This window comes from Streptomyces endophytica, from assembly GCF_026153355.1.
In the GTDB taxonomy this organism is placed as follows: domain Bacteria; phylum Actinomycetota; class Actinomycetes; order Streptomycetales; family Streptomycetaceae; genus Streptomyces; species Streptomyces endophytica.
Genome location: NZ_CP110636.1, coordinates 4,949,759 through 4,972,539 on the forward strand (window position 1 = coordinate 4,949,759; position 22,781 = coordinate 4,972,539).

Here is a 22,781-nt window from a genome sequence, read left to right on the forward strand (position 1 = left end):
CCGTGCGGGGCCCGGCCTTCCGGGTGGAGCGGCCCGGCCGTCAGTACACGTCCCGCACGTACCGCTTCTCGGCCGCGAGCTGTTTGACGTACCCGGTGGCGGCCTCCTCGGTCAGACCGCCGTGGGCCACCGCGATCTCGCGGAGCGCGCGGTCGACGTCCTTGGCCATCCGCGAGGCGTCGCCGCACACGTAGAAGTGCGCACCGTCCTGCAGCCAGGACCACAGCTGGGCGCCGTGTTCGCGCATCCGGTCCTGGACGTAGACCTTGGCGCGCTGATCGCGGGAGAAGGCGGTGTCCAGCCGGGTGAGCAGCCCCTCATGGTGCAGCCGGCCGAGCTCCTCCTCGTAGTAGAAGTCCGTGGCGCGGCGCTGCTCGCCGAAGAACAGCCAGTTGGGGGCGCGGTGACCGCGGGCCCGCCGCTCGTCGAGGAAGCCGAGGAAGGGCGCGACGCCGGTGCCGGGCCCGACCATCACCATCGGCGTGGCCGGGTCGGCCGGTGGCCGGAAGTGCGCGCTGCGCCGCACGAAGATCTCCACCGGGCTGCCGGGTTCGGCATCCGCCAGGAACGCGGAGGCCACGCCCTTGCGCGGGCGGCCCTGCCGGTTCTCGTAGCGCACCACGGAGACCGTCAGCCGGAGCAGCGCGGGATCGGTCAGCGGGCTCGACGATATGGAGTACAGCCGCGGCCGCAGGCGGGGGAGGAGCGCGGCCCACTCCTGCGCGTCCGCCCGCACCCGGTGCTCGGCCACCACGTCGACGGCCTGCCGGCTCCAGGCCCACCGGTCCAGCTCGCCCTTGTTGCCGGGCCGCAGCAGCTTCCGGAGCGTCCGGTCCCCGGTCTGTTCGGCGGCCAGCCGGAGCAGCGCCGGGGTGATCCGGGTGATGTCGAGACGGCGGTGCAGCGCCTCGCCGAACGGCACCGTGCCCGCCCCGTCGAGGTCGACCGGAGCCGCCGGGTCCAGACCGGTCAGATCCAGCCACTCGGTGACCAGCTCCGGGCAGTTCAGCGGCTGCACCCCGAGCGCGTCACCGGCCTCGTAGGCCAGCGGCACCCCGTCGGCGTCCCGGGTGTCGAAGGTGAACCGGCGCACCTCCTTGGTGGCGCCGTCCCGGCTGAGCAGATCGTTGCCGACGAGCCGCGCGGTGACGGTCGGGTCCTTGGCGGGGGCGGAGGGGGCGGCGGGGGCCGGTGGCGTCCCGGTGTGCCCGTCGGCCGCCGGTTCCGCCGTTCCGCCCTCCTCCAGCGCCCGCAGCACCTGGTCGAGCCACTGCCCGGCCGGCTGCGCGTAGTCCGGCTCGCAGTCCGTGCGCGGCGCCAGCCGGACCGCGCCCAGCTCCGCCAGCCGGGCGTCCAGCCGCCGCCCGTGGCCGCAGAAGTCGTCGTACGACGAGTCGCCCAGCGCCAGCACCGAGTAGCGCAGGCCCTCCAGCCGCGGGGTGTCCGGCGCGTTGAGCGTGTCCCAGAAGCCGGAGCCGTTGTCGGGGGCCTCGCCGTCGCCGAAGGTGCTGGTCACGATGAGCAGGTCCGCGGTGCGCGGCAGGGTGGCCGGGGTGCTGTCGGCCATGCTCACCAGCGTCGCCTCCCGTCCGCTGCCCTGGAGCCGGCGGGCGGCGTCCACGGCGACCTCCTCCGCGTTGCCGGTCTGCGAGGCCCACAGCACGATCACCGTACGGGCAACGGAGTCTGACGGACCATCAGCCTCATCGGCCGGGTCGCCCTGCGCCGCCGCCCCGGCCCGTTCGTCCTCCGCCCGCGAGAACATCCCGGCCAGCACGCCGTTCACCCACAGCGCGGTGTCCGCGCCGAACGGCGCCTGGGCGGGCAGCACCGGCGTACCGCCGGACGGGCGGGACGCCAGCCCGGTGAGGAAGCCGGACAGATAGCGGCGCTCGTGCTCGGCCAGGGCCGGCGGGGCGGGGTCGGTCAGCCGGAAGAGGTCGGTCAGGACCGCCACCGCACCCGACGCCCCGCCGCCTCCCGGGCCGCCCGCCGGACCGTCCCCCGTCCGGTCCGCCGGGCCGCCCGTCTCCGCGTCCGGCCGCTCCGCCGCGCCCGGGAGCGCCGCGCTCTCCGGGCGGCCGGCACCTCCCGGCACCCTGGTCAGCGCGACCGCACACGCCTTGAACTCGGGCTGGAAGGAGACCGGGTCGACCGCGTCATGGGTCACGGCGTTGACGCTGAGGTACTCGCCGAACAGGTCGTTCCAGTGGAACGGGGCGAAGCAGTTCCCCGGCCGCACCCGGTCGGTCACCACGGCCGGCAGCACCGCCCGTCCGCGCCGCGAGGCGACCTCCAGCGCATCGCCCTCCTCGACGCCGAGCCGCTCGGCGTCCTGCGGATGGAGTTCCACGAACGGCCCCGGGTTCAGCTTGGCCAGCTTGGCGACCTTGCCGGTCTTGGTCAGGGTGTGCCACTGGTGCGGCAGCCGGCCGGTGTTGAGCAGGTACGGGAAGTCGTCGTCGGGCAGCTCGGCGGCCGGCAGATGCGGACGGGCGAAGAACACGGCCCGCCCGCTGGCCGTGGGGAAGACCAGCCGGGGGCGGCTGCCGTCCGGCCGTACGACCGGCTCCCGGCCGGCCCCGTCGTTCAGATAGCGCACCGGATTGCGGTCCGGCCCGTCGGCGGCCGCGCTCGGCCACTGCACGGGCGTCTCGCGCAGCCGCGGATAGCTCACCCCGCTCAGGTCGTACCCGGTCCGCGGGTTGCCCGCCCGCTTGAGCTCCTCGAATATCTCCTCCGCGCTGTCGTAGGAGAAGGCGTCCGCATAGCCCATCTCGCAGGCGATCCGCGCGATGATCCGCCAGTCCGGCCAGGCCTCGCCGGGCGGGTCGGCGGCCCGGCCCACCAGCGTCAGATTGCGCTCCGAATTGACCATCACGCCCTCGGACTCGGACCACATGGCGGCCGGCAGCACCACATCGGCGTACGCGGTGGTCTCGGTCTCCGCGAAGGCGTCCTGCGCCACGACGAACTCCGCGGCCTCCAGGCCCTCGATGACGGTGCGGCGGTTGGCGACCGAGGCGACCGGGTTGGTGCAGATGATCCAGCAGGCCTTGATGTCCCCGTCCGCCATCCGCCGGAACATCTCGACGGTGCCCTGGCCGCCGTCGTCCGCCCGCACCGTGCCCGGTGCCAGCCCCCACAGCTCCTCGGTGAACGCGCGGTCCTCGGCGACCAGCGCCGACCGCTGGCCGGGCAGCCCCGGGCCCATGTAGCCCATCTCCCGGCCGCCCATCGCGTTGGGCTGGCCGGTCAGCGAGAACGGGCCGCTGCCCGGGCGGCAGATCGCGCCGGTGGCCAGGTGCAGGTTGATCAGCGCGTTGGTGTTCCAGGTGCCGTGGGTGCTCTGGTTCAGCCCCATCGTCCAGCAGCTGGTCCACTCGCCCGCCGCGCCGATCCACTCGGCGGCCCGGCGCAGCTCCGCCTCCGGGATCCCGGTGATCTCGGCGACCTTCGCGGGCGGGTAGTCCTGGAGGAAGGCGGGCATCGCCTCCCAGCCCTCGGTGTGCCCGTCGATGAACTCCTCGTCGAGGTCGCCGTTCTCCACCAGCAGGTGCAGCAGCCCGTTCAGCAGCGCCAGGTCCGTGCCCGGCGCGATCTGCAGGAAGAGGTCCGCCTTGGCCGCGGTGGCGGTGCGCCGGGGATCGACCACGATCAGCTTGGCGCCGGCCTTGACCCGTTCCAGCAGCCGCAGGAAGAGGACCGGATGGCAGTCGGCCATGTTGGAGCCGATGACGAGGAAGACGTCGGCGCGGTCGAGGTCCTCGTAGGAGCCGGGCGGGCCGTCCGCGCCCAGCGACAGCTTGTAGCCGCTGCCCGCACTGGCCATGCACAGCCGGGAGTTGGACTCGATGTGGGTGGTGCGGACGAACCCCTTGGCGAGCTTGTTCGCCAGGTACTGGGCCTCCAGCGTCATCTGCCCCGAGACGTAGAGGGCGAGGGCGTCCGGGCCGTGCGCGTCGACGATCTCGCGCAGCCGGGCGGCGGTCTGCTTGATCGCGGTGTCCATGGTGGTGGGCACCGGTTCGTCGCCCCGGTTGCCGCGGACCACGGCGCCGGTCAGCCGGCCGGGCGCGGTGAGCAGTTCGGCGCTGGTCGCGCCCTTGGTGCAGAGCCGGCCGTGGTTCGCCGGATGGGCCTTGTCCCCGCTCGCCCGGCGCACGGTCCGCCGGCCGTCCCCGTCCGTCGCGACCTCCAGCACGATCCCGCAGCCGACACCGCAGTACTGGCACGCCGTGCGCACCTGCGTGAGGCGCTCTGCCGGTGTTTCCGCTGCGGTCACGGACGGTCCCCTTCGTGGTCGGAAGCTGGGCACCGACCCTACGAAGGGCCCGTTAACCACGTGTCACACGTGGCGATCATCCGTCGTTACGGCGACCACACAGCCGCACCCGGGGCCGCGTGAGGCCGCGTCCGGGAGACCCGTACCGAAGGTGCAGCAACACGAAAAGTGCAGTCGTTGTACTTTCGAATCGGATGTGCTTTTCTGGGTTGCATGCCTCCCACCACCTCTCCCCGCATCGCGATCATCGGAGCCGGCCCCGGCGGGCTGACCTGTGCCCGGGTGCTCCAGCGGCACGGCCTGCCGGTCACCGTCCTCGACCGGGACGCCTCCGCCGGGGCCCGCCCGCAGGGCGGCACCCTGGACCTGCACCCGGCCACCGGCCAGGCGGCGCTGCGCGCGGCCGGCCTGTCCGAGGAGTTCGCCGCCCTGGCCCGCCCCGAAGGGCAGGAGATGCGGCTCTACGGCCACGACGCGACCCTGCTCTTCCGGCACGCCCCGGCCGCGGACACGACCGAGCGCCCCGAGATCGACCGGGGGCAGTTGCGCCGGCTGCTGCTGGACTCCCTCACGCCCGGCACCGTCCGCTGGGGTCACTACCTGCGCGCCCTGCACCCGCTGGGCGGCGGCCGGCACAAGGCGGAGTTCGACGACGGTCACACCGAGGAGTTCGACCTGGTCATCGGCGCCGACGGCGCCTGGTCGAGGGTTCGCCCGCTGCTCTCCGACGCCACCCCGCACTACTCCGGCGTCACCTTCGTCGAGTTCTCGCTCGACGACGCCGACGCCCGCCACCCCGCGCTCGCCCGGCTGGTCGGCGACGGCAGCATGATGGCGTCCGCCGCCGACCGGGCGCTGATCGTCCAGCGCAACAGCCACGCCCACCTCCGCGGCTACGCCGCCTTCCGCGGCTCGGAGGACTGGGCCCTGGAGGCCGGGGTGACGATGACGGACACCGAGGCGGTACGCGCCGCGCTGCTCGGCCGGTTCGCCGGCTGGGACGACCGGCTGCTGGCGCTGCTGACGGACAACGACGGCGGATTCGTCAACCGGCCGCTGTTCGCCCTGCCGGTGCCGCACACCTGGACGCACACCCCCGGCGTGACGCTGCTCGGCGACGCGGCCCACCTGATGACGCCGTTCTCCGGCATGGGCGCCAACCTCGCCATGCTCGACGGCAGCGAACTCGCCCTGGCCCTCGTCGAACACGCCGACCGGGACGCGGCGCTGCGCGCCTACGAGGCCGTGCTGCTGCCCCGTTCCGCCGACGCCGCCGAGGGGGCCGCCCGCGGCCTGGCCAACGCCCTCGCCCCGGACGCCCCGGAGGGCACGCTGCGCCACCTGCGGAGGACGGCTGGGAACGGGTAGCGGCCCGATGCCCGGTGCGCGGAGCTCCGGTTGCGGCCCCCGCGCGCCCGTCGGACGATCGGCAGCGTACGGACAGCGACGGCACCGCACGGAGACGGAACCCACCGTGAAGATCACCGAGCCCACCCCCGGCGCGCCCTGCTGGGTGGAGCTGGGCACCTCGGACGTCGACGCCGCCGCGGTGTACTACCGAGAGGTCTTCGGCTGGCGCGCGGAGACCGACCCGCGCCCGGAGGCCGGCGGTTACACCGTCTTCCACCTGGGCACCGCACCGGTCGCCGCGGTGACCCCCCTCTACGCCCCCGGCCAGCCGACCGCCTGGACCGTCTCGTTCGCGACCCGGGACGCCGATGCGCTGGCCGCGGCGGTCACCGAGGCCGGCGGGCGGCAGGTGATGGCGCCGATGGACGTCTTCCAGCAAGGCCGTTTCGCGGTGCTGGCGGACCCGGAGGGGGCGGTGTTCTCGGTGTGGCAGGCCCGGGACTTCCCCGGCGCGGCGCTGCTCAACGCGCCCGGTTCGCTGGGCTGGGTGGAGCTCGCCACCCGCGACGAGGAGGCCGCCAAGCACTTCTACACCCGGGTCTTCGGCTGGACCGTGGGTACCCACGAGGACTATCCGCAGTGGGGGATCGACGGCGCCGACTTCGGCGGGCTGAGCGCGCTGGACGAGTTCTACCCGGACGACGTGCGGGCGCACTGGCTGCCGTACTTCGCCGTCGCCGACGTGGACGACACCGCGGCCCGGGCCGCGGAGTCCGGCGGCATGCTGCTGGTGCCTCCCACGGACGTCCCCGAGGGCCCGCGGATCGCGGTGGTCCGGGATCCGCAGGGAGCCTCCTTCGGTATCCACCGCGCGGGCACCGAAGGCTGACCGTCACACGATCGGCGGCCTGTTCGTCGTTTCACCACATTTCTGGGGTGGTTTGCGCGTAATGTCCACTTCGCACCAATGGGTGGCATCGCGCGTCAAGAACAGGAGACCCCCATGTCCACGACCGAATTTCTCGCGGTCCGCGGCAGAAAGCTCGCGGCCGGCGCGGGCGCACTGACCACGGCTGTCGCCCTCGGAGCGACACTGTCCGCCATGGCCCCGGCTCAGGCGGCACCCGCCCCGACCGCCAAACCGTACGGCGTCGTCACCACCAAGATGGGGCTGAGTGAGCGTCAGTACCCCAGCACCGACGCCTCGGTGAAGGGCTTCCTCCGGCACCGCACCCAGGTCACCCTGGTGTGCAAGGTGCGCACCCAGTCCGTCGGCGGCAACAGCGTCTGGTACCTGACCGGCGAGGGGCGCGGGACCTGGATCGCGGCGAAGTACGTGACCAACACCGGCAACGTCAAGTACTGCAAGGAAGTGCAGCGCGGCCGGATGATGCCCCACAACAACGCGGCCAAGCACGCCGTGGGCTGATGGCGCCCGGCACCCAGGCCCGGTCCGGTACCCGAAGGTGCCGCACCGGGCCTTCGTGCGCCCGCCCGGCGGGGCGGGCCGGGGCCCCGGCGGCGCGCGAGGGCATCCCCGGGGCGCCGCGGTCCGGCGGGTCGCGCTCTTCCGTATTACTGGAACAAGTTCTACTCTGCCCCCCGATCCGTGAACCGACGACCCGTCAGAAACGCGTGGCCGCCGGCCGGACGACCCGGACGACCGGACGATCTGGAGGGGCCGTGCACCTCGAATACACCCCCGAGCAGCAGCAGTTGCGCGCCGAGCTGCGCACCTACTTCGCCGAACTGGTGCCGGACCACGCCTACGCCCGGTACGCCGATCCTGCCGCGCAGAAGCGGTTCTACCGCGAGACCGTCCGCCGGCTCGGCGCGGACGGCTGGCTCGGCGTGGGCTGGCCGAAGGAGTACGGCGGGCGGGGGATGACCCCGATGGAACAGTTCCTCTTCTTCGACGAGGCCGCCCAGGCCGGGGTCCCGCTGCCGCTGATGGCGCTGAACACCGTCGGCCCGACGCTCATGCAGTTCGGCACGGAGGAACAGAAGGCGTACTTCCTGCCGCGCATCCTCTCCGGCGAGCTCGACTTCGCCATCGGCTACAGCGAGCCGGAGGCGGGTACGGACCTGGCCGCGCTGAAGACGCGGGCCGTGCGGGACGGCGACCACTACGTCGTCAACGGCCAGAAGATCTGGACCACCAACGGCGACACCGCCGACTGGGTGTGGCTGGCCGTCCGTACCGATCCCGACGCGCCACCGCACAAGGGCATCACCATGCTCCTGGTGCCGACCACCGACCCCGGCTACTCCTGCACCCTGATCAACACCCTCGCCTCGCACGACACCACGGCGAGCTACTACGAGAACATCCGGGTCCCCGTCTCGCGCCGCGTCGGCGAGGAGAACAAGGGCTGGCGGCTGATCACCAACCAGCTCAACCACGAACGCGTCACGCTCGCCGCCCACGGCACCATGGCCATCCGCGCCCTGCACGACGTGCAGCGCTGGGCGACGGAGAGCAAGCTCGCCGACGGCCGCCGGGTCGTGGACCTGCCCTGGGTCCGCCGCCGCCTCGCGCAGACGCACACCAAGCTGGACGCGATGAAGCTCCTCAACTGGCGCATGGTGAACGCCCTTCAGGAGGGCACGCTCACCCCGCAGGACGCCTCCGCGGTCAAGGTGTACGGCTCCGAGGCGCGGCGGGACGCCTACGCCTGGCTCATGGAGGTCGTCGCGGCCGCGGGCGCCCTCAAGGAGGGCTCGGCGGGCGCCGTCCTCCACGGCGAACTGGAACGCGGCTACCGCTCCGCGGTGATCTTCACCTTCGGCGGCGGCAACAACGAGATCCAGCGCGAGATCATCTCCTGGATCGGCCTGGGGATGCCACGGGTGCGGCGTTAGCCTGACGCCGTGGACACCCCTCCCGCAGGTGACCCCGGACTGTTCGGCCCCTCGTCGGTGACCTGGCAGGTGCACGGCGACCCGCTGATGTGGATCGCCGGGATCCGCGCGCTCTACCTTCAGGCGCTGTACCCGCGGGCGGTGCGCGGAGTCCTGCAGAACTCGGACTTCCGGCGCGACGCCTGGGGCCGGCTGATGCGCACCGCGAACTTCGTCGGCACGACGACGTACGGCACCACCGACGCCGCCGAACGGGCCGGTGCCGCGGTCCGCGGACTGCACCGGAGGCTGACCGCCACCGACCCGGCCACCGGCGAGCGGTACCGCATCGACGAGCCGGAGCTGCTGCTGTGGGTGCACTGCGCCGAGGTCGACTCCTACCTCCAGGTGCTGCGCCGCTCCGGCTGTCCGCTCACCGACGACCAGGCCGACGCCTACCTGCGCGAACAGCGCGAGAGCGGCCGGCTCGTCGGGCTGGATCCGGCGCGGGTCCCCGGCGACCGCGCCGCGTTCGCCGCGTACTTCGCACGGGTACGGCCCCACCTCGCGCTGACCCCGGAGGCCCGGGAGGTCGATGCGTTCCTCCGCCGTCCGCCGACGCCCGCCGTGTTCGTCCCGGCCCGCGCGGTGCTCTGGCCGTGGATCGCCCGGCTCGCCTACGGCGCCCTCCCGGCGTACGCCCACCGGCTCTACGGGCGCCCGGCGCCGCCGCCCGCCGCCGTCACCCGCCGTCTGCGCGCCACCGGCCGCCTGCTTCGCGCCATTCCGCCCACCGTCCGCTGGCAGCTGCCGCCCCGGCACATCCTGCGTGCCGTCGAACGACTCGGGCCCGACACCCGCCCGTCGGCCTACAAGCTCCGCCGCGCCGCCGCAATAATGGACGGGCAGGGGGAGCGGCGCGGCTGATCGCGAGCGCGGGGACGGGGGCGACGGCAGACGATGGCGGAGAACCGGCTGATCCAGGGGCGGTACCGGCTGCTCGGCACCATCGGGCGCGGCGGCATGGGCGAGGTCTGGCGGGCCCGCGACGAGTCGCTGGGCCGGCAGATCGCCGTCAAGTGCCTCAAACCGCTGGGGCCCCGGCACGACCCCTCGTTCCTGGACGTCCTGCGCGAGCGCTTCCGCCGCGAGGCCCGGGTCGCGGCCGCGCTCCAGCACCGCGGCATCACCGTCGTCCACGACTTCGGCGAGGACCAGGGCACCCTCTTCCTCGTCATGGAGCTGCTGACCGGCCGCAACCTCAGCCAGCTGCTCGATGACAACCGGCGCCAGCCGCTGCCCGTCCCGGACGTCATCGACATCGCCGAACAGGTCACCGCCGCGCTCGCCTACACCCACGGCCAAGCCGTGGTGCACCGCGACCTGAAACCGGCGAACATCGTCCGCACCGCCGACGGCACGGTCAAGATCTGCGACTTCGGCATCGCCCGGCTGGGCCACGACATCGGCTTCACCGCCCGGCTCACCGGCACCGGCGTCGCGATGGGCAGCCCGCACTACATGTCGCCCGAGCAGATCGGCGCGCACCCCGTCGACCACCGCAGCGATCTGTACTCCCTCGGCTGTGTGCTGTACGAACTCGCCACCGGTGTCCCGCCGTTCGACCTCGGTGACGCCTGGGCGGTGCTCGTCGGACACCGTGACACCGCCCCCGCCCCGCCGCGCTCCCTCCGCCCGACCTGCCCGAGGCCTACCAGCGGATCGTGCTCCAGCTGCTCGCCAAGGACCCCGACGAGCGGCCCCGCGACGCCGACGACCTGGCCAAACGCCTCGCCGACGCCCGCCAGGACCCCGGCGCCTCCGTCCCCGCCCCGCCGGCCTGGACGGAGGGCATCACCCCCGGCGCACCGGCCGGCTCCGCCCGCCGCGCGCCCCGCTCCGTACCGGACCGCGCCCTCACGGTCCTCACCGACGCCTGGACCGGCGGCGACCCCCGGACCGGCGACGCCGCCGTGGCCGCCGGGATCGCCAGCCCCGCACCACCGGACGACCGCCGCACCGCCCTCGCCGCCCGGCTGGCGTCCGGCCGGACCCTCGGCGACGACGGCCGGTACTTCGAGGCCCACCAGATCTACGCCGAGGTGCTCGCCGCCCAGGAACGCACCCTGGGGCCCGACCACCCCGACACCCTCGACTGCCGGCACCACCTCGCACGCAACCTCGGGCGGCTGGGCCGGCTGGAGGACTGCCGGGCCATGACCCGGGACGTGGCCGCCGCCCGCGCCCGGGTCCTCGGTGCCCACCACCCCGACACCCTCACCACCCGCTACGAACTCGGCCACGTCCTCGGCCGGCTGGGCAAGTGGGCCGAGGCGCTGCGCACCCACCAGGAGGTCGCGACGGCCCGTACGGCCGAGCTCGGCCCCGACCACCCCGACACCCTCGACGCCCGCTCCGAGGTCGGCATCGGCCTCGGCCGGCTCGGCCGCAGCGCCGAGGCGCTGACGCTCTACCACGACCTGGTCGCCGCCCGCACCCGCACCCAGGGCGACGACGACCCGGACACCCTGCGCGCCCGGCACGGCCTCGGCGTCAACCTCGGGCGGCTGGGCCGCTGGCCGGAGGCGCTCGCCGAGGCGAAGGAGGTGGCCGCGGCCCGCGAGCGGGTGCTCGGCCCGGACCACCCCGACACGCTGGTCAGCCTCCGGGAGACCGCCGTGGCCCTGGGCTGGCTGGGCCGCTGGGACGACGCGCTGGACCGCTACCGCCGGGTCGCCGACGCCCGCACCCGGGCCCTGGGCGCCGCCCACCCCGGCACCCTGGCCAGCCAGAGCGACCTCGCCCAGTGCCTGGAACAACTCGGCCGCCCGGACGAGGCGGCCGCCCTGCACCGCCGGATCGCCGCCCTCCGCCGCGAGCGCGCGACGCACCGCCGCCAGGGCCTGTCCGACGGGTCATGGCCGGCTCCGCGCCGCTGACCCGTCGCACCGCCCCGGGGGCCGCTCAGTCCGCCGGTGTCACCCGGTAGAGCACCGTGCCGTGCGCCGGCACGTCGCTCGCCACGATGTCCCCGTCGCTGTGCTTGCGGTGACCGGTGACCAGATCGTGCAGCCGGTACGAGGACGCCTCCGGCAGCCCGGCCGCGCCGGCGGTGACCGACAGCGTGCGTGGCGCGTCACCGGAGTTGAACAGGGCCACCGCCCGGTCGCCGTTCCTCAGCGGCCTGGCCAGGACGGCCGAGTGGTCGTCCTGCGCGACGATGCGCCCCTGGATCCCCAGCGCATCCTGGTCGACCGCGATGACGTGCGCATTACCCAGTACCGCGCGGGCCTCGGGGGAGAGCTTGCCGATGTCCGTGCTGGAGATCAGCGGCGCCGCCATCATCGCCCACAGCGACATCTGGCTCTGCATCTCGTCCCGGCTGAGCCCGGAGTCCCCGGCCAGCAGGAAGTCCGGGTCGTTCCACCGCCCGGGGCGCTGCAGATCGGCGAGGTTCGCGTTGTAGTGGAAGTTGTAGACGATGGAGGACCACTTGGCGGCCGGGGTGCTCTGCTGCAGCGCCACGTCCCTGCCGCCCCGCCAGAGGTTCCCCAGCTCGGACGACCAGCCGATGACCCGGTGCCAGAGACTGTCGCCGTCGAACTGGAAGTAGGCCGGCGCGGAGAGGGAGAAGGTGATCGGCCGGCCGCTGGCCCGCAGCGCGCGGCTCATCTGGCCGTACAGGTCCCGGTAGGTCTCCTCCTTGCTGTGTCCCGGTGTGGTGGGCACGTTGCAGCCGTCCGCCTTGACGTAGTCCACCTGCCAGCTCGCGAACAGCTTCGCGTCCTGGGCGAAGTGGCCGAGACTGCCCGGGTACTTCTCACAGGTGAGCGTGCCGACGTCCTCGTAGATGCCGAACTTCAGCCCCAGGGCGTGCAGTTGCTGCCCGATGTAGGCCATGCCGTGCGGGAACTTCACCGGGTCCGGGAGCAGCTCGCCCTTGGGGCCGCGCTGCCTGGCCATCCAGCAGTCGTCGACCGTGACGGTCCGGTAGCCCTGGTGCGCCAGCCCCGAACGGACCAGTGCCCGGGCGTTGTCGAGCACCACTTTCTCGTCGACGTGGCAGGTGTAGTACGACCAGTTGTTCCAGCCCATCGGGGGCGTGGGGGCCAGGTTCGGGTACGGGCCGGCGGCGGGCGCCGCGCCGGACGCGCGGCCCGGGTCGGCGGTGGCGGAGGCGGGCGCCGGGGCGGCCAGCAGCCCGGCCGAGCAGGCGGCGACGGCGGTGAGTCCGGCGACGGTGCGGCCGATGCGGGGTACCGAAGGACGGGACACGGGTCACCTCACGGGTGTGCGGGACGGCCTGACGGGGGACAGCCGGGGCGGTGCCGAGGTGGAGCACGGCCGGACGCTAGGAGCAGCCCCGGACCCGGTCAAGAAGCCGCACCGCCAGGAGTGGAGGTTTCAGCCGCGTGCACCTGGCCTCCGCGATCACCGCGTGCTACCAAGGGCATGCCGGAACGGACTTCGTACGACGCGGTCATCGTCGGTGGCGGGCACAACGGACTGGTGGCCGCCGCCTATCTCGCACGCGCCGGACTCAGCGTGCTGGTGCTGGAGCGGCTGGACCACACCGGTGGTGCCGCCGTGTCGACCCGGGCCTTCACCGGTGTCGACGCCCGGCTGTCCCGCTACTCCTACCTCGTCAGCCTGCTGCCGCCGAAGATCGTGCGGGACCTCGGGCTGCGCTTCGCGGTCCGCAAGCGCACCGTCTCCTCCTACACCCCCGTGGTGCGCCACGGCCGCCCCACCGGCCTCCTGGTCGGCGGCGGCGAGGCCCGCACCCGCCGCTCCTTCGCCGAACTCACCGGATCCGACCGGGAGTTCGCTGCCTGGGAGCGCTTCTACGGCACCACCCGCCGGCTCGCCGAGCGGGTCTTCCCCACCCTCACCGAACCGCTGCCCACCCGCGCCGCGCTGCGCGCCCGGGTCGACGACGACGCCACCTGGCACGCCGTCTTCGAGCGGCCCCTGGGCGAGCTGGTCGAGGAGACCTTCAGCGACGACCTGGTGCGCGGGGTGGTCCTCACCGACGCCCTCATCGGCACCTTCGCCACCGCCCACGACCCGTCCCTGCGCCAGAACCGCTGCTTCCTCTACCACGTCATCGGCGGCGGCACCGGCGACTGGGACGTCCCCCTCGGCGGCATGGGTGCCCTCACCGACGCCCTGGCCGACGCCGCCCGCCGGGCCGGCGCGGAGATCGTCACCGGCTGCCCGGTGACCGCCCTCGCCACCGACGGCCGCACCGCCGAGGTCACCTGCGAGCGGGGCACGATCGGCGCCCGCCGGGTCCTGGTGGGCGCCTCGCCCAGGGAACTCGCCCGCCTCCTCGGCGAGGCCCCGCCGCCGCCCGCCGAGGGCGCCCAGCTCAAGGTGAACATGCTGCTCACCCGGCTGCCCCGCCTCCGCGACACCGGAGTGGACCCGCGCGAGGCCTTCTCCGGCACCTTCCACGTCGCCGAGGGTTACGACCAGCTGGAACGGGCCTATCAGCAGGCCGCCGCCGGCAGCCTGCCCGCCGCCCCGCCCTCCGAGATCTACTGCCACTCGCTGACCGACCCGTCCATCCTCGGCGCCGACCTGGTCCGCCGCGGCTACCAGACGCTCACCCTCTTCGGCCTGCACACCCCGCGCGGCTGTTCGCCGACGACTCCGCCGAGAAGGCCGCCACCCGCGACCGCCTCCTGGCGGCCACCCTCGCCGAACTGGAGACCCACCTCGCCGAACCCCTCGCCGACTGCCTCGCCCTGGACGCCGACGGCCGCCCCTGCGTCGAGGCCAAGTCCCCGCTCGACCTGGACCGTGAACTCGGCCTGCCGGGCGGCAACATCTTCCACCGCGAGCTGGCGTTCCCGTACGCGGACCCGGAGGTTCCGGCCGGCGCGGCGGCGCGCTGGGGGGTGGCCACCGGCCACGACGCCGTCCTCCTGTGCGGCGCGGGCGCGGTGCGCGGCGGCGGCGTGAGCGGCATCCCCGGCCACAACGCGGCGATGGCGGTGCTGGAGGAACGGTGCTCAAGCAGGGTGTGACGGCCCGAGAAGGCGCGGGGATCCCGGGCCGGCCCGGTCCCCTGGCAGTTTTCTGACGCAGCATCAGAAAATCTCTTCCCTCGCACGGCGCCCTGCGGCATCCTGCGCGCATGCAGACGGAGCTGAGCAACAGGCTGGGCGCGGAGCACGCCGTCTTCGGGTTCACCCCCTTCCCCGCGGTCGCCGCGGCGATCACCCGGGCCGGCGGGTTCGGGGTGCTCGGCGCGGTCCGCTACACCGCGCCGGACGCCCTCGCCCGCGACCTCGACTGGATGCAGGAGCACACCGACGGGCTGCCGTACGGGCTCGACGTGGTGATGCCCGCCAAGAAGGTGGCGGGCGTCAGCGAGGCCGACGTCGAGGCGATGATCCCGGACGGGCACCGCCGGTTCGTCGACGGACTCCTCGACAAACACGGCGTACCGCCGCTCGCCGAGGGCGAGGCGTCCGGCTGGCGGATCACCGGCTGGATGGAAGAGGTCGCCCGCACCCAGCTCGACGTGGCCTTCGACTACCCCATCAAGCTGCTCGCCAACGCCCTCGGCTCACCGCCCCCGGACGTCGTCCAACGCGCCCACGACCACGGCATCCCGGTCGCCGCGCTGGCCGGCAGCCCCCGGCACGCCCGGCACCACCAGGCCGCCGGGATCGACATCGTCGTCGCCCAGGGCTACGAGGCCGGCGGACACACCGGCGAGATCGCCACCATGGTCCTCACCCCCGAGGTGGTGGCCGCCGTCGACCCGCTGCCGGTGCTCGCGGCCGGCGGCATCGGCAGCGGCGAGCAGATCGCCGCCGGACTCGCCCTGGGCGCCCAGGGCGTCTGGCTCGGTTCGATCTGGCTGACCACCCGGGAGGCCGAACTCCACTCCCGGCGGCTGACCGCCAAACTGCTCGCCGCCGGCCCGGGCGACACCGTCCGCTCCCGCGCCCTGACCGGCAAACCCGCCCGTCAGCTGCGCACCGAGTGGACCGACGCCTGGGACGACCCGGCCGGACCCGGCGCGCTGCCGATGCCGCTGCAGGGACTGCTGGTCGCCGAGGCGAACTCCCGCATCCAGCGGCACGAGGTCGAGCCGCTGCTGGGCACCCCGGTCGGCCAGATCGTCGGCCGGATGAACAGCGAACGCAGCGTCCAGGCCGTCTTCGACGACCTCACCCGCGGCTTCGAGCGGGCCATCGACCGCATCAACCGCATCGCCGGACGCGCATGAACCCGAGGAGGACAGCGGAATGACCAACTCCCCACCGCCCAAAGGTTTCTGGGCCCAGGCCGCCGCCGACCCGGACCGCACGGTGCTGATCGCTCCGGACGGCGAGGAGTGGACCGCGGGCCGGCTGCACGCCGCGAGCAACCGGCTGGTCCACGGGCTGCGCGCGGCCGGCCTGGAGCGCGGCGACGCCTTCGCCGTGGTCCTCCCCAACGGCGTGGAGTTCTTCACCGCCTACCTCGCCGCGTCCCAGGCCGGCTTCTACCTCGTCCCGGTCAACCACCACCTGGTCGGTCCGGAGATCGCCTGGATCGTCGCCGACTCCGGGGCGAAGGTGCTGATCGCGCACGAGCGGTTCGCCGACGCGGCCCGGCAGGCGGCGGACGAGGCGGAACTGCCGGCCGCCCGGCGCTATCTGGTCGGCACGGCGGACGGGTTCCGGCCGTACCGCGAACTGCTCGACGGACAGCCGGAGTCCGCGCCCGACGGCCGGACGCTGGGCTGGGTGATGAACTACACCTCCGGCACCACCGGCCGGCCGCGCGGCATCCGCCGCCCGCTGCCCGGCACCCCGCCCGAGCAGGCCCATCTCGGCGGATTCCTCGGCATCTTCGGCATCAAGCCGTTCGACGGCAACGTCCACCTGGTCTGCTCGCCGCTCTACCACACGGCCGTCCTGCAGTTCGCCGGCGCCTCGCTGCACCTCGGCCACCGCGTCGTCCTGATGGACAAATGGACCCCCGAGGGCATGCTGGCCCTGATCGACCGGCACCGCTGCACCCACACCCACATGGTGCCCACCCAGTTCCACCGGCTGCTCGCGCTCCCCGCGGCGACCCGGGCGGCCTACGACGTGAGCGCGCTGCGGCACGCCATCCACGGCGCCGCGCCCTGCCCCGACCACGTCAAACGCGCCATGATCGACTGGTGGGGCGGCTGTGTCGAGGAGTACTACGCGGCGAGCGAGGGCGGCGGCGCCTTCGCGACCGCCGAGGACTGGCTGAAGAAACCCGGAACGGTCGGCCGGGCCTGGCCGATCAGCGAACTGGCCGTCTTCGACGACGACGGCAACCGCCTGCCGCCCGGCGAACTCGGCACCGTCTACATGAAGATGACCACCGGCGGCTTTCGCTACCACAAGGACGAGGGCAAGACCCGGAAGAACCGGATCGGGGACTTCTTCACCGTCGGCGACCTCGGCTACCTCGACGAGGACGGCTACCTCTTCCTCCGTGACCGCAAGATCGACATGATCATCTCGGGCGGGGTGAACATCTACCCGGCCGAGATCGAATCCGCCCTGCTCGGCCACCCCGCCGTCGCCGACGCCGCGGCCTTCGGCATCCCGCACGACGACTGGGGCGAGGAGGTCAAGGCCGTCGTCGAACCCGCCGAGGGCCATGAGCCCGGGCCCGCTCTCGCCGCCGACATCCTGGCGCACTGCGAGCGCCAACTCGCCGGCTACAAACGGCCCAAGTCGGTCGACTTCATCGCCGTCATGCCCCGCGACCCCAACGGCAAGCTCTACAAGCGCAGGCTCCGGGACCCCTACTGGGAGGGCCGGGAGCGCGCCGTGTAGCGGTACTTGACCTCGCACCGGGCCGCCCGCAGGATCCCGCCATGACTGATGTGCGCAGCAGCACGGTGGACGGGATCCTGCGGCGGAGCGCCCGGCGGGTGCCGCACCGCACCGCGGTCCGGTACGGCGACCGGACCTGGACCTACCGGGAACTCGACGAGGCCGTGTCGGCCGCGGCCGCGGTGCTCCGCGGGACGGGACTGCGCCCCGGCGACCGGGTCGGGTCCTACGGCCACAACTCCGACGCCTACCTCATCGGCTTCCTCGGCTGCGCCCGCGCCGGACTCGTCCACGTCCCCATGAACCACCACCTCACCGGCGACGAACTGCGCTACCTCGTCGAGCAGTCCGGCAGCTCCCTCGTCCTCGCCGATCCGCAGCTCGCCGGGCGGCTGCCGGACTCCGCGCGGGTCCTGCCGCTGCGCGACACCGACGACGCGCTGCTGGCCCGGCTGCGCACCGCGCCCGCGGACCCGGAACCCGCGGCGCCGGACGCAGACGACCTGGTCCAGCTCCTCTACACCTCCGGCACCACCGCACTGCCCAAGGGCGCGATGATGACCCACCGCGCCCTGGTGCACGAGTACGTCAGCGCGATCACCGCCCTGGACCTGAAGGAGAGCGACCGCCCGGTCCACTCCCTGCCGCTCTACCACTCCGCGCAGCTGCACGTCTTCCTGCTGCCCTACCTGGCGGTCGGCGCGGAGAACACGATCCTCGACGCGCCCGACCCCGAGCGGATCCTCGACCTGGTCGCGGCGGGCCGGGCGGACAGCCTGTTCGCACCGCCCACGGTGTGGATCGGCCTGTCGCAGCACCCCGGGTTCGCCCACCGTGACCTGAGCGCCCTGCGCAAGGCGTACTACGGCGCCTCGATCATGCCGGTGCCGGTCCTCGAACGGCTCCGCGCCCGGCTGCCCGGGCTGGCCTTCTACAACTGCTTCGGGCAGAGCGAGATCGGCCCGCTGGCCACCGTGCTGGGACCGGACGAGCACGAGGGCCGGTTGGACTCCTGCGGGCGCCCGGTGCTGTTCGTCGAGGCGCGGGTGGTCGACGAGTCGGGCCGCGAGGTGCCCGACGGCACCCCCGGCGAGGTCGTCTACCGCTCCCCGCAGCTGTGCACCGGCTACTGGGACAAGCCCGAGGAGACCACCGAGGCGTTCCGCGACGGCTGGTTCCACTCCGGGGACCTGGCCGTCCGGGACGCGGAGGGCTATTTCACCGTCGTGGACCGGGTCAAGGACGTCATCAACTCCGGTGGCGTACTGGTCGCCTCGCGCCAGGTGGAGGACGCGCTCTACGCCCACCCCCAGGTGGCCGAGGTCGCGGTCATCGGGCTGCCCGACGAGCGCTGGATCGAGGCGGTGACCGCCGTGGTCGTACGGTGTCCGGGCGGGGACATGGTCGGCGAACAGGAGCTGATCGAGGCGGCCCGGGCCCGGCTCGCGCCGTTCAAGGCCCCCAAACGGGTGGTGTTCGTGGACGCCTTGCCGCGCAACGCCAGTGGCAAGGTCCTCAAACGGGAGCTCCGGGAACGGTTCGCGGCGTCCTGAGCCGGGCGGGGCGGGACGCGGCGAGCGGGGGCGGGACGCGCCGGGCGGCGCGCGGAGGGCGACTGTCAGTGCCCCCTGCCATCCTGAAAACGTGGCCGGAGAACAGCCGGCCGACGGCCCTGCACGTCTCGTTCCGCACGGCACGTCTCGTTCCGCACGACGGAGGACACCATGCTGACCACCCGTTACGTCCCCGGCACCCCCAACTGGCTCGACCTGGGGACGCCCGATGTCGACGCCGCCGTCGCCTTCTACTCCGCCGTCTTCGGCTGGCGCGTGCAGTCCGCCGGCCCGGAGTCCGGCGGCTACGGCTTCTTCCAGCTCGACGGGAAGACCGTCGGCGCCGTCGGCCCGCTCACCGAGGAGGGCGCGAGCCCGGCGTGGACGGCGTACTTCCACACCGGCGACGCGGACGCCACGACCAAGGCGGTGGAGCAGGCCGGCGGCGCGGTGCGGGTCCCGCCGATGGACGTCTTCACGGCCGGCCGGCTGGCCGCGTACACCGATCCGACCGGCGCCGATTTCGCGGTCTGGCAGCCCGGTGACGTCCCGGGCCTGGAGCTGGTCATGGAGCCGAACACGCTGTGCTGGACGGAGCTCTACACCACCGACGTGGCCGCGGCGAAGGGCTTCTACCGCTCGGTGTTCTCCTGGAGCTTCCAGGACCTGCCGATGGGCGGCGACCGGTTCTACTCGATCGTCTCCTCGCCGGGCGGCGGCGAGGGCGAGGACACCGGCCAGGGCGGCGTGATGCAGCTGGCGGAGGAGAACCTGGCGGCCGGCTCGGCCTCGGAGTGGCACCCGTACTTCGGCGTGACCGACTGCGACGCGACCTTCGCCGCCGCCCTCGACCACGGCGCCACGGTCCTCATCCCGCCGGTCAGCGCCCCCGGCATCGGCCGGCTCGCGATGGTGACGGACCCGGCCGGCGCGCCGTTCGCCCTGATCAAGGGGGACCCGGAGATGACCTGAGCGGTCAGGCGGGGTCCCGCGGCCGGGCGTCCACGATCCGCTTGATCTTGCCGACCGAGCGTTCCAGCGTCTCCGGATCGACGATCTCCACGGCGACCGAGACCCCGATCCCCTCCTTGACCCCGCGTGCGATCAGCCCCACGGCCGCCGTGCGCGCCTCGGGGGTGGCACCGGGGCGGGCCTCGGCGCGTACGGTCAGATGGTCCATCCGGCCCTCGCGGGTGAGCCTCAGCTGGAAGTGCGGGGCGACACCGGGCGTGCGCAGCACGATCTCCTCGATCTGCGCCGGGAAGAGATTGACCCCACGCAGAATGATCATGTCGTCGCAGCGCCCGGTGATCTTCTCCATCCGGCGGAAGGCCGGCCGGGCGGTGCCCGGCAGCAGCCGGGTCAGATCGCGGGTGCGGTAGCGGACGACCGGCATCGCCTCCTTGGTGAGCGAGGTGAAGACCAGCTCGCCGTGCTCACCGTCCGGCAGCACCTCGCCGGTGAGCGGGTCGACCACCTCCGGATAGAAGTGGTCCTCCCAGATGTGCAGCCCGTCCTTGGTCTCCACGCACTCCTGGGCGACCCCCGGGCCCATCACCTCCGACAGCCCGTAGATGTCCACGGCGTCGATCGCGAACCGCTCCTCGATCTCCCGGCGCATCTGCTCGGTCCAGGGCTCGGCACCGAAGATGCCGACCTTCAGCGAGGTCGACCGCGGATCGATGCCCTGCCGCTCGAACTCGTCCAGCAGGGTGAGCATGTACGACGGCGTGACCATGATGATCTCGGGCCGGAAGTCCTGGATGATCTGCACCTGCCGGCCGGTCATCCCGCCGGACGCCGGGACGACCGTGCAGCCCAGCCGCTCCGCGCCGTAGTGCGCGCCCAGCCCGCCGGTGAACAGCCCGTAGCCGTAGGCGATGTGGATCGTGTGGCCGGGCCGGCCGCCGGCCGCGCGGATCGAGCGGGCGACCACGTCCGCCCAGTGGGCGAGGTCGCGTTCGGTGTAGCCGACCACGGTCGGGCGGCCGGTGGTGCCGCTGGAGGCGTGGAGGCGCCGCACCTCCTCCTTGGGGACCGCGAACATCCCGAAGGGGTACTGCGCGCGCAGATCGTCCTTGACCGTGAACGGGAAGCGGGCCAGGTCACCGAGGGTCCGGCAGTCCTCGGGGCGCACCCCGGCGCGGTCGAACGCCGCGCGGTAGTAGGGCACGTGCTCATAGGCGTGGCGCAACGAGGCGCGCAGCCGGGTCAGCTGGAGGTCCCGCAGGGCGTCCGGCGAGAGCCGTTCCGCGTCGTCGAACGCCGTGCTGTCCGTCGCCCCGCCCGTGGCCGCTTCCGGCATGGAGTGTCACCGCCTCATCTCCCTACCGATCATTCGGTAGCTGCATGCTGATCCAAGTAATCAGCGCGCGGCGAACACGTCAAGGGGCGTGGCGCAGCCGGCCCCCGGGTAGCGTCCAGCGCATGAGTGACGTCCGGAAAGTGCAGGTAGGTGACGTTCGGCTGGCATACCGGGTGTGGGGAGAGGAGGACGCGCCCCCGGTCGTGCTGCTGCACTGCCTCGGCGAGGACGGCGAGGACTGGCGCGGCGTGGTCGGCCGGCTCGCCGGCACCCACCGGGTCTTCGCCCTCGACCAGCGCGGCCACGGGAGCAGCGACTGGCCGGGGGAGTACGGCTTCGCCCGCTGGCGGGACGACGCGATCGGCTTCCTCCAGGCGCTCGGGCTGAAGCGGGTGACCCTCATCGGTCACTCGGCCGGCGCCCTGACCGCCCTGCTGGTGGCCGCCGACCGGCCCGAGCTGGTGGACCGGCTGGTCCTGGAGGAGGCCGCCCCACCGCTCCCCGCCGCCCCACCGCAGGAGGCACCGGAGCAGCCGGCCGGCCCGCAGGCGTTCGACTGGCGGGCCAAGACCGCGGTGGTGGCCGAACGCAACGCCCCCGACCCGCAGTGGTGGGAGTGCCTGCCGCGGATCACCGCCCCCACCCTCGTCATCGCCGGCGGCCCCACCAGCCACATCCCGCAGGAACAGCTCGCCGAGATGGCCGACGTGATCCCCGACGCCAGCCTGGTGACCGTCGAGGGCGCCGGCCATCTCGTCCACGAGGAGCGCCCGGGCGAATTCCTCGCCGCGGTCACCTCGTTCCTGCCGGCCCCGCGGTAGCCGGCCGCGCGGACCCGGGACGGCGGGCGCGCCCGTCCCTTAGGCTCGCGGCCGTACGCCTCCCCGCGTACGGCCCGCCGTGCGAACTCCCGCCGGCCGGCCCGAGGTTCGAGAAAGGCCGACCGTGCAGCCGACCCGTTCGATGCGCCGTGCGCTGATCGCCGGCGCCGCCGCGACCCTGCTGTTCACCGGGGCCGGCGGCGCCGTCGCGGCACCCGCCGCCCCCGCCCCCGCGGCCCCCGCCCCCGCGGCCCCGGCCGCCGTCCGGGCGCACTCCCCGTACGACCGGCTCCGCCCGCTCGCCGCGCTGTCCGCGGAGCGGCTGGCCACCGGGGACCTGGTGGCCGCGGCGAAGTGGGGCACCGGCAGCCCGATCGACGATCCGGCCCGCGAGCAGCAGGTGCTGGACGCGGTGGCGGAGCAGGCCCGGCAGCTCGGCGCCGACCCGGCCGCGACGGTGCGGATCTTCCGGGACCAGATCGAGGCCAACAAGATCGTGCAGCGCGGACTGCACCACCGCTGGGACGCCGATCCCGCCCAGGCCCCGGCCGAGCGCCCCGACCTCGACGAGGTCCGCAAGGAGATCAACCGCATCAACGCGGAACTGGTGCGCGCCATCGCCGCCTCCGCGCCGGCCCGCTCCGCACCGTCCTGCCGCCCGCTGCTGACCGTGGCCGGCGCCCGGGTGCGCCACGCACGCCACCTGGACCCGCTGCACACCGTGGCGCTGGCCCGCTCGCTGGCGTCGGTGTGCGGGGCGGCCGGCTGAACGGCGGCCCGCACACCGGCGGGAGGACGGCCCGG

The 22,781-nt window shown here is 73.7% G+C and carries 14 protein-coding genes and 2 pseudogenes; 13 read left to right on the plus strand and 3 right to left on the minus strand.

Annotation, left to right across the window (positions count from 1 at the left end; genetic code table 11):
- Positions 1–40: 40 nt before the first annotated feature.
- Complete coding sequence (locus OJ254_RS22210; protein ID WP_265363737.1) at positions 41–4,285, minus strand: bifunctional nitrate reductase/sulfite reductase flavoprotein subunit alpha; 4,245 nt, start codon at positions 4,283–4,285, stop codon at positions 41–43.
- A 213-nt stretch (positions 4,286–4,498) separates the two neighbouring features.
- Between OJ254_RS22210 and OJ254_RS22215 the strand changes: the two genes are divergently transcribed.
- The 6 genes and pseudogenes from OJ254_RS22215 to OJ254_RS22240 all read left to right on the plus strand — a co-directional run bounded on the left by OJ254_RS22215 (position 4,499) and on the right by OJ254_RS22240 (position 11,415).
- Positions 4,499–5,653, plus strand: coding sequence for an FAD-dependent oxidoreductase (locus tag OJ254_RS22215; RefSeq protein WP_265363738.1), 1,155 nt, complete (start codon positions 4,499–4,501; stop codon positions 5,651–5,653).
- A 106-nt stretch (positions 5,654–5,759) separates the two neighbouring features.
- Positions 5,760–6,524, plus strand: a complete 765-nt coding sequence (locus tag OJ254_RS22220) for a VOC family protein (protein WP_265363739.1) — start codon at positions 5,760–5,762, stop codon at positions 6,522–6,524.
- 114 nt (positions 6,525–6,638) lie between these two features.
- Positions 6,639–7,064: an SH3 domain-containing protein gene (locus OJ254_RS22225; RefSeq protein WP_265363740.1), complete on the plus strand. Its 426-nt coding sequence runs from the start codon at positions 6,639–6,641 to the stop codon at positions 7,062–7,064.
- A gap of 254 nt (positions 7,065–7,318) precedes the next feature.
- On the plus strand, positions 7,319–8,497 hold the full coding sequence (locus tag OJ254_RS22230; RefSeq protein ID WP_265363741.1) for an acyl-CoA dehydrogenase family protein: 1,179 nt from the start codon (positions 7,319–7,321) through the stop codon (positions 8,495–8,497).
- Between the two features lie 9 nt (positions 8,498–8,506).
- The gene (locus tag OJ254_RS22235; protein ID WP_265363742.1) at positions 8,507–9,403 is read left to right on the plus strand and encodes an oxygenase MpaB family protein; all 897 of its coding nucleotides are present in this window, start codon (positions 8,507–8,509) and stop codon (positions 9,401–9,403) included.
- A gap of 33 nt (positions 9,404–9,436) precedes the next feature.
- A pseudogene (locus OJ254_RS22240) lies at positions 9,437–11,415 on the plus strand (serine/threonine-protein kinase).
- A gap of 25 nt (positions 11,416–11,440) precedes the next feature.
- On the opposite strand, the gene OJ254_RS22245 reads toward OJ254_RS22240, so the two are convergent.
- Complete coding sequence (locus OJ254_RS22245; RefSeq protein ID WP_265363743.1) at positions 11,441–12,751, minus strand: glycoside hydrolase family 27 protein; 1,311 nt, start codon at positions 12,749–12,751, stop codon at positions 11,441–11,443.
- A gap of 177 nt (positions 12,752–12,928) precedes the next feature.
- On the opposite strand from OJ254_RS22245, the pseudogene OJ254_RS22250 reads away from it, so the two are divergent.
- The 5 genes and pseudogenes from OJ254_RS22250 (at position 12,929) to OJ254_RS22270 (ending at position 19,823) form a co-directional block, all read left to right on the plus strand.
- Positions 12,929–14,508, plus strand: a pseudogene (locus tag OJ254_RS22250) (phytoene desaturase family protein).
- Between the two features lie 110 nt (positions 14,509–14,618).
- Positions 14,619–15,722: an NAD(P)H-dependent flavin oxidoreductase gene (locus OJ254_RS22255; RefSeq protein ID WP_265363744.1), complete on the plus strand. Its 1,104-nt coding sequence runs from the start codon at positions 14,619–14,621 to the stop codon at positions 15,720–15,722.
- Between the two features lie 19 nt (positions 15,723–15,741).
- Positions 15,742–17,298 (plus strand): acyl-CoA synthetase, encoded by a 1,557-nt coding sequence (locus OJ254_RS22260; protein ID WP_265363745.1) that lies wholly within the window; start codon positions 15,742–15,744, stop codon positions 17,296–17,298.
- A gap of 41 nt (positions 17,299–17,339) precedes the next feature.
- The gene (locus OJ254_RS22265; RefSeq protein WP_265363746.1) at positions 17,340–18,851 is read left to right on the plus strand and encodes an acyl-CoA synthetase; all 1,512 of its coding nucleotides are present in this window, start codon (positions 17,340–17,342) and stop codon (positions 18,849–18,851) included.
- A gap of 171 nt (positions 18,852–19,022) precedes the next feature.
- Entirely contained in the window at positions 19,023–19,823 is an 801-nt protein-coding gene (locus OJ254_RS22270) for a VOC family protein (RefSeq protein WP_265363747.1), read from the plus strand.
- Positions 19,824–19,827: 4 nt separating this feature from the next.
- On the opposite strand, the gene paaK is transcribed toward OJ254_RS22270, so the two are convergent.
- Entirely contained in the window at positions 19,828–21,156 is a 1,329-nt protein-coding gene (paaK, locus tag OJ254_RS22275) for a phenylacetate--CoA ligase PaaK (protein ID WP_265363748.1), read from the minus strand.
- A 122-nt stretch (positions 21,157–21,278) separates the two neighbouring features.
- Here paaK and OJ254_RS22280 point away from each other — a divergent pair, with 122 nt between their 5' ends.
- Both OJ254_RS22280 and OJ254_RS22285 read left to right on the plus strand, forming a co-directional pair.
- Positions 21,279–21,977, plus strand: a complete 699-nt coding sequence (locus OJ254_RS22280) for an alpha/beta fold hydrolase (RefSeq protein WP_265363749.1) — start codon at positions 21,279–21,281, stop codon at positions 21,975–21,977.
- A 124-nt stretch (positions 21,978–22,101) separates the two neighbouring features.
- Positions 22,102–22,746, plus strand: coding sequence for a chorismate mutase (locus OJ254_RS22285; RefSeq protein WP_265363750.1), 645 nt, complete (start codon positions 22,102–22,104; stop codon positions 22,744–22,746).
- Positions 22,747–22,781: the final 35 nt, after the last annotated feature.

Bases quoted from the DNA above. Each gene is read 5' to 3' on its own strand.
- OJ254_RS22215 (WP_265363738.1), top strand. From the start codon at position 4,499: ATGCCTCCCACCACCTCTCCCCGCATCGCGATCATCGGAGCCGGCCCC.
- OJ254_RS22225 (WP_265363740.1), top strand. From the start codon at position 6,639: ATGTCCACGACCGAATTTCTCGCGGTCCGCGGCAGAAAGCTCGCGGCC.
- OJ254_RS22255 (WP_265363744.1), top strand. From the start codon at position 14,619: ATGCAGACGGAGCTGAGCAACAGGCTGGGCGCGGAGCACGCCGTCTTC.
- OJ254_RS22260 (WP_265363745.1), top strand. From the start codon at position 15,742: ATGACCAACTCCCCACCGCCCAAAGGTTTCTGGGCCCAGGCCGCCGCC.
- OJ254_RS22265 (WP_265363746.1), top strand. From the start codon at position 17,340: ATGACTGATGTGCGCAGCAGCACGGTGGACGGGATCCTGCGGCGGAGC.
- OJ254_RS22270 (WP_265363747.1), top strand. From the start codon at position 19,023: ATGCTGACCACCCGTTACGTCCCCGGCACCCCCAACTGGCTCGACCTG.
- paaK (WP_265363748.1), bottom strand. From the start codon at position 21,156: ATGCCGGAAGCGGCCACGGGCGGGGCGACGGACAGCACGGCGTTCGAC.
- OJ254_RS22280 (WP_265363749.1), top strand. From the start codon at position 21,279: ATGAGTGACGTCCGGAAAGTGCAGGTAGGTGACGTTCGGCTGGCATAC.